8 protein-coding genes are annotated in these 10,877 nt (G+C 75.3%); 4 read left to right on the top strand and 4 right to left on the bottom strand.

Features of this window, described 5'->3' with window-relative positions; all coding sequences use genetic code 11:
* Nucleotides 1-168: 168 nt before the first annotated feature.
* The 3 genes from sigJ to ACFVXN_RS15830 all read left to right on the top strand — a co-directional run bounded on the left by sigJ (nt 169) and on the right by ACFVXN_RS15830 (nt 2,585).
* Complete coding sequence (gene sigJ / locus ACFVXN_RS15840; RefSeq protein WP_389234527.1) at nt 169-1,071, top strand: RNA polymerase sigma factor SigJ; 903 nt, start codon at nt 169-171, stop codon at nt 1,069-1,071.
* Between the two features lie 37 nt (nt 1,072-1,108).
* The gene (locus ACFVXN_RS15835) at nt 1,109-2,140 is read left to right on the top strand and encodes an SMP-30/gluconolactonase/LRE family protein (protein WP_389234524.1); all 1,032 of its coding nucleotides are present in this window, start codon (nt 1,109-1,111) and stop codon (nt 2,138-2,140) included.
* A gap of 121 nt (nt 2,141-2,261) precedes the next feature.
* Nucleotides 2,262-2,585, top strand: a complete 324-nt coding sequence (locus ACFVXN_RS15830; protein WP_389234521.1) for a hypothetical protein — start codon at nt 2,262-2,264, stop codon at nt 2,583-2,585.
* 36 nt (nt 2,586-2,621) lie between these two features.
* On the opposite strand, the gene ACFVXN_RS15825 is transcribed toward ACFVXN_RS15830, so the two are convergent.
* Nucleotides 2,622-2,999, bottom strand: coding sequence for a hypothetical protein (locus ACFVXN_RS15825; RefSeq protein ID WP_389234518.1), 378 nt, complete (start codon nt 2,997-2,999; stop codon nt 2,622-2,624).
* A gap of 71 nt (nt 3,000-3,070) precedes the next feature.
* Entirely contained in the window at nt 3,071-3,676 is a 606-nt protein-coding gene (locus tag ACFVXN_RS15820; RefSeq protein WP_389234515.1) for a DNA-3-methyladenine glycosylase I, read from the bottom strand.
* 251 nt (nt 3,677-3,927) lie between these two features.
* On the opposite strand from ACFVXN_RS15820, the gene ACFVXN_RS15815 reads away from it, so the two are divergent.
* The gene (locus ACFVXN_RS15815) at nt 3,928-5,313 is read left to right on the top strand and encodes an MFS transporter (protein ID WP_389234512.1); all 1,386 of its coding nucleotides are present in this window, start codon (nt 3,928-3,930) and stop codon (nt 5,311-5,313) included.
* A 133-nt stretch (nt 5,314-5,446) separates the two neighbouring features.
* Here the strand turns inward: ACFVXN_RS15815 and ACFVXN_RS15810 are convergent, their stop codons facing one another.
* Together ACFVXN_RS15810 and hrpA are read right to left on the bottom strand one after the other, a co-directional pair.
* Nucleotides 5,447-6,184 (bottom strand): NYN domain-containing protein, encoded by a 738-nt coding sequence (locus ACFVXN_RS15810; protein WP_389234509.1) that lies wholly within the window; start codon nt 6,182-6,184, stop codon nt 5,447-5,449.
* Nucleotides 6,185-6,256: 72 nt separating this feature from the next.
* On the bottom strand, nt 6,257-10,657 hold the full coding sequence (gene hrpA, locus ACFVXN_RS15805; RefSeq protein WP_389234506.1) for an ATP-dependent RNA helicase HrpA: 4,401 nt from the start codon (nt 10,655-10,657) through the stop codon (nt 6,257-6,259).
* Nucleotides 10,658-10,877 lie beyond the last annotated feature (220 nt).

Raw genomic sequence — 10,877 nt, 5'->3', positions numbered from 1 at the left:
CCGCCGCCCCGGCCGCCGTGTGGGAGCGCCCCGCCCCCGGGGAGGGGTCCGCCCCGGGCGCGCCGCCCGCCCCCCGCCCCCCCCCCCCCCCCCGGGGGGGGGGGGGGCCCCCCCCCCCCCCCCCCACGACCCTGGCCACCTGGCTCGCCGCTCGGGCACGCTGAGCCGGTGACCGACGACGACGACGCCCTCGTGGCCGCGGTCGAGGGCGAGCGGCGGCACCTGCTGGCCCTGGCCTACCGGATGCTCGGCACGCTCGCGGACGCCGAGGAGGCGGTCCAGGAGACCTACGTCCGCTGGTACCGCATGGACCCGCGCGACCGCGAGGCCGTGGTGTCCCCGCGCGCCTGGCTGACCCGCGTGGCCGGGCGGGTGTGCCTGGACGTCCTCGGCTCGGCCCGGGCACGCCGCGAACGGTACGTCGGGGAGTGGCTGCCGGAGCCGCTGCCCGGCGCCGCGCCGCTCGCGGGCGCGCCGGCGGTCGACCCCGCGGACCGGGTCACCCTCGACGAGGCGGTCGGCAGCGCGCTGCTGGTCGTGCTCGAGCGGCTGACCCCGGCCGAGCGGGTGGCGTTCGTCCTGCACGACGTGTTCGGCACGCCGTTCGCGGAGATCGCGGAGGTGGTCGGCCGGTCGTCCGCGGCGACCCGGCAGCTCGCGACGTCCGCGCGCCGGAAGGTGCACGCGCACCCGGCCCTGGACACCGCACCCGCCGCGCACGCGGAGGTGACCCGCGCGTTCGCCGCCGCGGCCGCCGGCGGTGACCTCGGTGCGCTCGTCGCGCTGCTCGACCCGGCGGTCGAGCTGCGGGCCGACGGCGGCGGGCACGTGTCCGCCGCCCGCCGCCCCGTGGTCGGCGCGGACCGGGTCGCCCGGTTCCTGCTCGGCGTGCTGGCCAAGAACCCCGGGGCGGTGCTCGAGCCGGCGGCGTCGGTCGACGGTCCGGTGCTGCTGCTGCGGCACGCCGGACGGCTGCTGGGCGTGGTGTCCGTCGGTGTCGCGGCCGGGGCGGTGGTCGACGTGTGGATCGTGCTCAACCCGGAGAAGCTCACCGCCTGGTCGGGCGTCTGAGGCGCGGGACCGACGAGCCCGTGCCATCGTGCGGGGGATGACTCCCCTCGACCTGTCCACGCTGCCCCGTCCCGCCGCCCGCGACCGCCTCGACGTCCGCGACCTGACGACGGGGGCGCGGACCGACGGGGAGGTGGTGGGCGACCAGCGCGCGGAGCTCGGCGAGCGCCCGCTCTGGGACGCCCGGACCGGGACGCTCGTCTGGGTCGACATCGACGGTCGCGCCGTGCACCGCTGGGCGGACGCCGACCCCGACCGGGACGGCGTCCTCAGCTGCCCGTCGCCGGTGGGCCTCGCGTGGCCGGCCGCGTCGGGCGGGCTGCTGCTGGCCACCGCCGACGGGCTCGGCGTGCACGACGGCACCCGGCTCGGTCCGCTGACCCGACCGGACGGCATGCCCGCGGACTACCGGTTCAACGACGGCGCGTGCGACGGGGCCGGGCGGCTCTGGATCACGACGATGCCCCGCGCCGGTGTCGCCGGGGACGGGGTGGTGCACCGGGTCGTCGCGGACCCGGACCCGGACGCGGGCGCGGGCCGGGGCGCGGGCGGGGGCGCGCTGCGGGTGGACACGCCGGTCACCGGCGTCGGGCTCGGCAACGGGCTCGCGTGGAGCCCGGACGGCGGGACCCTCTACCTCACCGACACCGCCGCGGGCGTCGTCTTCCGGATGCCCTACGACGTGGGCACCGGCGAGGTCGGCACCCCGGAGCCGTTCCTGGCGCTCGCGGACGGTGGGCCGCAGCCCGACGGCACGACCGTCGACGCGGACGGCGGGCTGTGGGTCGCCCTGTACGGCGGCGGGCACGTGCTCCGGTTCGCCGCGGACGGGACGCCGCTCGGCGCGTACGCGGTGCCGACGCCGAACGTCACGTGCGCGGGTTTCGGGGCGCCCGGGTCCGGTGACCTGTTCGTCACCACGGCCTCGACCGGCGGGTCCGGGACGGGCGGGGACGCCCTGCCGGGTCCGGAGACCACGGAGCAGCGGCTGGGCGGGGCGGTGCTGCGGTTCGCGGTGGACGTCGACGGGTCGCCGGTGCGCGCGTTCCAGGACGTCGCGGTCCGCTGAGCGCGGCCGGTGCCCGCCGCGCGGGTGCGTGCCGCCGCGCGGGTGACTGCAGAGCCGCCGCGGTCGGGATCCCGCTAGGGTCGCCCCGGCGCGGCACCGGCCGCGGCCGTCGACGACAGGGGTGGCAGTGATCTTCTTCGGCTGGGGACGCAAGAACGTGTCGCGGCAGGTGAGCCCGACGCAGGCGCTCGTGCTGAACTACGGGTACTTCCACTTCTTCTGGCTGTTCCAGGTGGCGTTCGGGTACCGGTACGCGCTCGCGACCGCGACCGACCAGGGGTGGGCCACGCGGCCGCTGTCCCCGGAGGAGGTCGCGGCGTCCGGTGCGGACCGCGAGGTGACGGTGGCCTGGTGGTGGCGCTGGGGGCTGCTCGTCGGGCTCGGCGCGCTGGCGCTGACGATCGTGGTGTCCGTCGTCATCTCGTCGCTGACCGCCTCGTACTGACGGGCGGTCACGCGCACCTCGGCGCGGGGGCGCGCGTCAGGCGGTGAGCAGCTGGTGCGCGCGCTGGTGCGACACGCCCAGCACCGTGCCGACGTCCCGGACCGACAGCCCGGCCTCGCGCAGCGCCCGGGCTGCGGCCCTCGACTCGCGCGCTGCCGCGCTGTTCGCCCGCTGCGCCTGCTCGCGGTAGCGGGCGGCGAGCTCGACGTGCTCGTCGACGGTGGGCGGCACCACCGGCTGGAGGACGATCTCGACGTCGCTCGGCTCGACCTGGGCGACGAAGGCGATGGCCTCACGCATCGCGTCGTCCGCCTGGTCGAGCCGGGCCACCTCGGACAGGGCTCCGGGGACCTCGACGCACTGCAGCAGCCACCACCGTCGGCCCCGCTCGGCCGTCACCGTGTACCGGGTCACCGCCACCATCCCTTCCCGAGTACGTCCGCGAACTGGTCGAAGAACTGCCCGTCCCCGACGGGCGTGTGGTGTCAGACGCCCGTGCGGGCCAGTACGACCGGGCACCCGGCCAGGTGGTCGTCCACCATCCCGCACGCCTGCATCGCCGCGTAGGCCGTCGTCGGGCCGACGAACCGGAAGCCGAGCCGCTTGAGCTCCTTGGCCAGCGCCACCGACTCCGGTGTGCTGGCCGGGACGTCCGCGAACGAGCGCGGCCGGTCGGCCTCGGCGCGCGGCGGCGCGGCGGACCAGAACACCTCGTCGAGCGTGCGGCCCGCGGCGTGCAGGTCCAGCAGCGCGCGGGCGTTGGCGATCGCGGCGGTGATCTTCGCCCGGTTCCGGATGATGCCGGTGTCGGCCATCAGCCGCTCGACGTCGTGCTCGTCGTAGCCGGCCACGACCTCGGCGTCGAAGTCCGCGAACGCCGCCCGGAAGCCCTCGCGCTTGCGGAGCACCGTGATCCAGGCGAGGCCCGACTGGAACGCCTCGAGCGTCATCCGCTCGTACAGCGCGCGGTCGCCGTGCACGGGCACGCCCCACTCCTCGTCGTGGTACGCCTCGTACAGCGGGTCGCCGTCGCCGAAGCAGCGGCGTGCCGGGGCGACGGGTCCGGGGTCGAGGGCGTCGGTGCTGGTCATGGCTGCCACTCTGCCGCACCGGTCCGACACGCCCGCCCGTGCGTGCACAGCCCTCGCGCTCCGAGTGGCTGTGGACGCCCGCGGAGGCACCGTCCATTCCGTGGACGCGCTCTGTCTGCTGGCTGAGACGGCGTAAGGTCGCAGACGCGCTGGAGCACCGACCGTCCCGGGGCCGACCTGCGAGCCGACCGTCACCGACGTCCGCCGGTGCCGGCGTGCCCGCCACCGCCGCACCACCGGAGTCGACCCGCATGTCCGCCACCGCAGCGCCCACCGCCACGCCGGCCGAGAGCCGGCCGCTGAACTCGCCGTCGCGCGTCATCGCCGCGAGCCTCGTGGGCACCACCATCGAGTTCTACGACTTCTACGTGTACGCGACCGCCGCGGTGCTCGTGTTCCCGAAGCTGTTCTTCCCCACCGGCAACGACACCACCGCGCTGCTCGCGTCGTTCGCGGTGTTCGGCGCGGCGATGATCGCCCGGCCGGTCGGCGCGGTGTTCTACGGCCACCTCGGCGACCGGCGGGGCCGCAAGACGACCCTCGTCTACTCGTTGCTGACGATGGGCATCGCGACGTTCCTGATCGGCGTGCTGCCGACGTTCGACCACATCGGCGTCTCCGCGGCGGTGCTGCTGCTGGTGCTGCGGCTCGCCCAGGGCTTCGCGCTCGGCGGCGAGTGGTCCGGCGCGGCGCTGGTCGCCACCGAGAACGCCCCCGCCGGCAAGCGCGCCTGGTACGGGACGTTCCCGCAGCTCGGCGCCCCGCTCGGCTTCATCATCGCGAACGGCATCTTCCTCGTCATCAACGGCGTGCTCGGCCAGGGCTCCGCGGCGTTCATGTCGTGGGGCTGGCGCGTGCCGTTCCTGTTCTCGGCCGTCATGGTGATCATCGGCCTGTGGGTCCGGCTGCGGCTGGTCGAGTCGGAGGCGTTCTCCGCGGCCGAGAAGAAGGGCCGGATCACCAAGATCCCGCTCGGCACGACGCTGCGGTACCACTGGCGCGAGACGATCCTCGGCACGTTCATCATGCTGGCGACCTACGTGCTGTTCTACCTGATGACGAACTTCACGCTGACGTTCGGCACCCGCGCGGTCGCGCCGGAGGACGGCGAGCCCGGCGGCCTCGGCATCCCCTACGTGCACTTCGTGCTCATGCAGATCATCGGCGTGATCTTCTTCGGCATCTTCACGATGCTGTCCGGCCCGCTCGCGGACCGGGTCGGCCGGCGCAAGCTGCTCATCGGGGTGACGTCGCTGATCATCGTGTTCGGGCTGTCGTTCGGGCTGTTCCTGACCGTCCGCGAGGACCTCGTCTTCACCGGGGCCCTGACCCAGGCGTTCCTGGTGCTCGGGTTCATGCTGATGGGCGCGACGTTCGGCCCGATGGGTGCGCTGCTGCCCGAGCTGTTCCCGACCAACGTCCGCTACACGGGCTCGGCCGTCGCGTACAACGTGTCGTCGATCCTCGGTGCGGCGCTCGCGCCGATCGTCGCGCTGGCCCTGTGGGCGGCGGCGGACGGCGGGACGTGGCTGGTCGGCGTGTACCTGTCGGCGATGGGCGTCCTCACCCTGGTCGCGCTGCTCCTGTCCAAGGAGACCAAGGACCAGGACTACGCGCGGCTCTCGCACGAGGGCTGAGGCCGGCAGGCCCGCGCCCACCGGCGCGTCCGGCGCCGCCCTCGTGGGCCGGGAGGGCAGAGAAAAACCCGGCCCACGAGGGACCGGGTGAGTTATGTGCACCACTATACAGGACCATCGGCCGCGGGCGACCTCACCATCTCGGTGGGCGGGTGTACCCGCCCACCGTCTCCGGGAGCTGGTGCGCTGTGAAGTCGGCGAGGCCGAGGCGCCGCCACCAGTGCCGCCCGGCGCCGTCATCCGGGCGGCCTCGGAGGTCGCCGGCATGGTGACCTCCTCGCGGGTTCACCACGCCGAGCGGGATGCGGGTCCGGACGAGCTGGACGGGGTACTTCAGATCCGAGTCGTTCGACACCACGACCGCGGCGTCGATCTGCCCGCTCAGCGCGTCGACCAGGAGGTGCGAGGCGACGTTGACGTCACTGCCCTTCTCCTCCTGGTGCAGGGTCGACACCATGAACAGGGCGTCCGGCTGCGCGGTGCCGAGAGCCGACTGCACCATGATCGGCCAGTCCGCCCGCACGAGCGTCGGCGCCGCCGCGGGCGTCGGGCCCCTGACGGCCAGGGGGCGCGCACGGACGCCGGTGACGTACTTGCCGTACTCGATGTGGTCGACGCTCGCGGAGGCCAGCAGCGCCTTGAGGTAGACGTCCTGCTCGGCGTGGCCCTCGGGGTTGATCCGTGCGTCGATGCGCGCCGTGCAGTACACGATCCGCTCGATCGACGCCCCGGGCCACCCGCGCTGGGCGCCGACGACGTCCGACAGCAGGCGGCGGACGTCCAGCCACTTCCAGTGCGCTGTGCTCGACGCAGCGAGATGCCGCCCCCCGTAGTAGAGGTTGTACCCGTCCACGTAGATGCCCACCCGCATCCCGAGACCGTAACGGCCCGATGAGGGGACGGGCGGGCGCTCCGACCACCTGCACAGACCCCGGACCGCGCCTCACGCCAGTGCGGACAGGGCCTTGCGGATGCGCTTCTCGCTGACCGGCGTCGGGGTGCCGAGCTGCTGGGCGAACAGGCTGACGCGGAGCTCCTCGAGCAGCCAGCGGACCTCGTCGAGCGCGGCCAGGTCGGCGGGGACCAGCGTCCGGGACGTGATGCGGGCCCGGGTCTGGCCGAGCAGCTGCTCCAGGTCGCGCACCTGCCAGGCGAGCTGCTCGTCGCGCGCGGGGTTGTCGCCGGCCTTGTCGAGGCGGCGGGCGGCGGCGCGCAGGTAGCGGGCGAGGTGCGGCAGCCGCTCGGCCCCGGTCTCGGCGACGAACCCGTCGTGGACCAGCGCCTCGGCCTGCTGCTTCACGTCCTGGACCGCGCCGAGCAGCGCGAGCGACCGGGTGCCGCGGACCGCGCCGTCGAGGTCCCGGGCGGCGGCGAGCACCGCGACGAGGTCGCCGACGACGCCGTGCACCGTGTCCTCCAGCCCGGCCCGGACGGCGGTGCGCGCGGCGGCGTAGGTGTCCGCGGTGCGGACCGAGGTCGCCGGGCGGTCGCCGAGGTGCGCGGTCAGGAGCCGGTCGACGGCGGCGAGCTGCACATCCGTGACCAGCGCGTCCGTGCTCGGGTACGGGCTGGCTGCGAGCGTCAGCGCCTGCGTCCCCGTCCACCGGCTGGTGATCCGGCCCGCGGGCAGGCCGACGTCGAGCAGCAGCAGCCGGCGCAGGCCCGCGCGGTGCCGGACGGCCTGCTCGCCGGCGTCGGCCAGCACCTCCACCCGGACCCGCACGCCGGACGGTCCGCCGTGCTCGACGAGCGCGGGGTAGCCGCGGACGGTCAGGCCGCTCGGGTCCTGGGTCTCGACCCGCTCGGGCAGCGCGCCGCCCGGCAGGTCCGGCCACGTGGTGAGGTCGGTGCCGTCGAAGCCGGGCAGGGCCGGGGTCGGCGCGGGCCGTCGGCCGGGCACCGGCGCCGTGGGTGCCGGTGCGGCGCCGCCGGCTGCGCGGGCGTCCGCCATCGCGTCCCGGACCGCGGTGCGGACGGCGCTGCTCACCGCGTCCTGGGTGCGCGCGGCGAGCCGGCGCTGCAGCACGGCCAGCTCCTTGCCCTCGTCGACGACCCGACCCCGGTCGTCGACCACGCGGAACGTGACCCGCAGGTGCGGGGGCAGCTTCTCGGCGTCGAACGCGGCCGCCGGCACGTCGACGTCGCGCAGCGCCCGCACCGCCTGCCGGAACGCGTCGTGGAACGACGGCGCGGCGTCGGCGGCCCGGACCGTGTCCGCCCAGGAGGCGGCGTGCGCGTCCAGCCAGGTCACGACGTCGCGCGCCACGTCCGGCGCCGGGACGAGCTGGACCCGGACCGGCTTCGGCAGGGCGCGGATCGTGGCGGTCGCCAGCTCCTCGCGCAGCCCCGGGACCATCCAGTCGAACCCCTCGGGCCGGACCCGCGCGAGCGCGACGAGCGGCACGTGCACGGTGACGCCGTCCGCGTCGGTGCCGGGCTGGAACTGGTAGGTCAGCGGCAGCTCCAGGTCGCCCTGCGGCCAGGTCGACGGGAACGAGGACTCGTCGACACCGGAGTCGTCGGCCACCAGCAGCTCGCGCGTGAACGTCAGCAGGTCCGGGTGCTCGCGCCGGGTGCCCTTCCACCACTGGTCGAAGTGCCGCGCCGACACGACGTCCTCGGGGATGCGCTCGTCGTAGAACGCGAACAGCGCGTCGTCGTCGACGACCAGGCCGCGGCGACGGGACCGGGCCTCCAGGTCCTCCGCCTCGTCGAGGAGCCGGCGGTTCTCCGCGAAGAACGCGTGGTGGGTGGTCCAGTCGCCCTCGACGAGCGCGTGCCGGATGAACAGCTCGCGCGCGTGCTCGGCGTCGACCTTGGCGAACAGGACGCGGCGGCCGGTGACGATCGGGACGCCGTAGAGCATCACCCGCTCGACGGCCATCGCGGCGCCCTGCTTGGACGACCACGACGGCTCGGAGTAGGAGCGCTTGACCAGGTGCGACGCCAGGTCCTCCGCCCACTCCGGCTGGATGCGCGCGGCGTCCCGGGCCCACAGGCGCGAGGTCTCGACGAGCTCGCCCGCCATGATCCAGGCCGGCGGCTTCTTCGCGAGGCCCGAGCCCGGGAAGATCGCGAACCGGGCACCGCGCGCGCCCAGGTACTCGTTGCGGCCCCGACGGTCCGGGGCGCGGCCGTCGCGACCGCCCTGCTGGCGACCCTTCGCGGCGCCGCCGCCGGTGAGGTCGGAGGCCTCCTGCATGCCGATCTGGGAGAGCAGCCCGGCCAGCAGCGCCACGTGCACGCGGTCGCCGTCCCACTCGAGGCGCAGCGCGCCGCGGCCCTCGGTGGCCGGGTCGCGGTCGGCGGCCAGGTCCCGGTCGGTGCGCCGCGGGGGGTTCACGGCGATCCCGAGCGGCTTGGCCATCTCCTTGAGCTGCGTGACGACGTCCTGCCACTCCCGCAGCCGCAGGTAGTTGAGGTGCTCCGCCTTGCACATCCGCCGGAACGCCGACCCGGACAGGTCGCGCTGGGCGTCCCGCACGTACTGCCACAGGTTCAGGTACGACAGGAAGTCCGACGACGGGTCGGCGAACCGCGCGTGCAGCTGGTCGGCGTGCGCGCGGTTCTCGACGGGACGCTCGCGGGGGTCCTGGATCGACAGCGCGGCCGCGATGACCATGACCTCGCGCGCGACACCACGCCGCCCGCCCTCGACGATCATCCGCGCGAGCCGCGGGTCCATCGGCAGCTGCGCCAGGGCGCGGCCGGTGTCGGTGAGCCGCGTGCCGGCGGGTCCCGCGTCCAGCGCGTTCAGCTCGGTGAGCAGCTGCACGCCGTCGCGCACGGCCCGCGTGTCCGGCGGGTCGACGAACGGGAACGCCGCGACGTCGTCCGGCCCGGTCGCGACGCCCGCGGAGATCATCTGCAGGATCACGGACGCCAGCGACGTGCGCAGGATCTCCGGCTCGGTGAACCGGGGCCGGGAACCGAAGTCGTCCTCGGAGTACAACCGGATCGCGATGCCGTCGGCGACGCGCCCGCACCGGCCGGACCGCTGGTTCGCGGACGCCTGCGAGATCGGCTCGATCGGCAGCCGCTGGACCTTCGTGGCCTTCGAGTACCGGGAGATGCGCGCCGTGCCCGGGTCGACGACGTACCGGATGCCGGGCACGGTCAGCGACGTCTCCGCGACGTTCGTGGCCAGGACGACCCGACGGGTGCCGTGCTGCTGGAACACCCGGTGCTGCTCGGCGGCGGACAGCCGCCCGTACAGCGGCAGCAGCTCGACCGCGTCCGGCCGGCGGGAGTCCTGCACCCGCACGCCCAGGTGCCCGCGCAGGGCCTCCTCCGCGTCGCGGATCTCCCGCTCGCCGGACAGGAACACCAGGACGTCGCCCGGGCCCTCCGCGCTGAGCTCGTCGACCGCCTCGCAGATCGCGGTCATCAGGTCGCGGTCCTCGGGCGGCGGCGGGGTCTTCGCGGGCGCACCCCGGCCCGGGCCCTTCGCCGGGCGCGCGGGCGTCGGGTCGTCGGGGTCGTCCGTGGGGACGTCCGGGGACAGCGGGCGGTACCGGATCTCCACCGGGTACGTGCGGCCGGTGACCTCGACCACCGGCGCGGGCACGCCGTCGGGGTGCTCGGCGTCCGCGGGGCCGGCGAAGTGCGCCGCGAACCGCGCCGAGTCGATGGTCGCGGACGTGATGACGACCTTCAGGTCCGGGCGCCGCGGCAGCAGCTGCGCCAGGTACCCGAGGATGAAGTCGATGTTGAGCGACCGCTCGTGCGCCTCGTCGATGATCAGCGTGTCGTACGCCCGCAGCTCCGGGTCCCGCTGGATCTGCGCGAGCAGGATGCCGTCGGTCATCACCTTGACGAGCGTCCGCTCCGACGACTCGTCGGTGAACCGCACCTGGTAGCCGACCAGCTCGCCGATGCTGGTGCCGAGCTCCTCGGCGATCCGCTCCGCGACCGTGCGCGCCGCGATCCGGCGGGGCTGGGTGTGGCCGATCTGGCCGTCCCGGCCGCGACCGAGCTCGAGGGCGATCTTCGGCAGCTGGGTGGTCTTCCCGGAGCCGGTCTCGCCCGCGACGATCACGACCTGGTGGTCCCGGATCGCCGCGGCGATCTCCGACCGGCGGGCCGAGACGGGCAGCTGCTCCGGGTAGGTGACCGGCGGGAGGACGGCGGCGCGACGGGCGTCGGCGAGCGCGGCGAGGCGGCGGGTCCGGTCACCGCGGGCCTGGTCACCGCGGGCCGGGCGCTGCGGGTCGGGCTGCTGCGACGTGGCGGTGGCCGGGCGTCGGCCGCGCCCGCCGCGTCGACGCCGGGGCCGACCCGCGCCGTCGCCGGCGTCCCCGCCACGAGGGGCGGGAGCGGGGGAGGTGGGGTCGGCGGCAGTCACGGCGGTCCATTGTCACCGCACCCGCCCCGTCCACGCGATCTCGATTCGCCGAGGGCGGATCCCGGGCCCCCGCTCCCGCCCCGCCCCCGGCCCGGTCCGCGCCGACGGGCTCGCCGAGACAGGGCCTCCGCGCCGAGACAGGACGTCTGCGGGTCCTGTCTCGGCGGGGCGGTCCTGTCTCGGCGGCGTCCGGGGGCGCTGAGCGGACCGGCGACGCCGG

The organism is Cellulomonas sp. NPDC058312 (genome assembly GCF_042880135.1).
In the GTDB taxonomy this organism is placed as follows: domain Bacteria; phylum Actinomycetota; class Actinomycetes; order Actinomycetales; family Cellulomonadaceae; genus Cellulomonas.
Note: the sequence above shows the minus strand (reverse complement) of the source record. Positions and strands in the feature narration are given on the sequence as shown.